Source organism: Vibrio sp. D173a, from assembly GCF_030248475.1.
Genome location: NZ_JAHGAH010001579.1, coordinates 1 through 800 on the forward strand (window position 1 = coordinate 1; position 800 = coordinate 800).

1 protein-coding gene and 1 pseudogene are annotated in these 800 nt (G+C 48.2%); one reads left to right on the forward strand and one right to left on the reverse strand.

What is annotated here, in order from left to right; translation table 11 throughout:
* Nucleotides 1–28 precede the first annotated feature (28 nt).
* Nucleotides 29–439, forward strand: a complete 411-nt coding sequence (locus tag KIV40_RS34870) for a thiol-disulfide oxidoreductase DCC family protein (RefSeq protein WP_285354040.1) — start codon at nucleotides 29–31, stop codon at nucleotides 437–439.
* 30 nt (nucleotides 440–469) lie between these two features.
* Here the strand turns inward: KIV40_RS34870 and KIV40_RS34875 are convergent.
* Nucleotides 470–800, reverse strand: a pseudogene (locus KIV40_RS34875) (hydantoinase/oxoprolinase family protein); the annotation flags it as partial.

Sequence of the window (800 nt, forward strand, 5' to 3'; positions counted from 1 at the left end):
AGTAAATTGGAAAAGCCACGGAGAAGTGATGCCACAATTGACGATTTTTTATGACGGGACCTGCCCCTTGTGCTCAAAAGAGATGGCAGCCTTGACCAAGCAAGATACCGACAACCACATCAAAACCATCGATATCTACAGTGAAGAGTTTGCTGACTATCCAAATATTGATGCCAATGCCGCCAACACGGTTCTGCATGCTTTGGACTCACAGGGGCAACTCATTCTGGGTTTAGATGTCACTCATAAAGCGTGGGATTTGGTTGCCAAAGGCTGGCTATACGCACCACTTCGTTGGCCAATCATCAAACCATTAGCAGACTGGTGTTACCTGCGTTTTGCTAACAACCGCTACAAAATCTCTTACTGGTTAACTGGCGTTGCTCGTTGTGACAGTAATGGTTGTGACATCGGTAATAAGAGCAACAGTAAAGGCTAGCGGTGACAGCAAAAAGCCACCGCTCTCAACTTAAGCTGACAACTTGATGTGCCCTGCCGCTTTGATCTTTACGTGTAGACGATTCCCTTGTAGATAGCTGAGTGGGATTTCGATTACCGTCACATTGTCAGAACAGGCACCCGCTTCAATCGCCATTTGTTTGGCTTGCTCTTCTAGTTCAAGCATCACTTGCTCTCGATCATTCGGGTCGATAGAGACGATTTTATCGAACTGTCCAGAGATCTCACCGAGGGCCACACCGATAGCGTTAGCCACCTCAAAATGCTCAGGGCGCACCACTTCGCTGACCCCTTCAAAATGGTCGGGAAACAGGGCGCTGCCTCCACCCACCATGTTCACA

Coding starts and splice junctions, on each gene's coding strand:
- KIV40_RS34870 (WP_285354040.1), top strand. CDS start 29: ATGCCACAATTGACGATTTTTTATGACGGGACCTGCCCCTTGTGCTCA.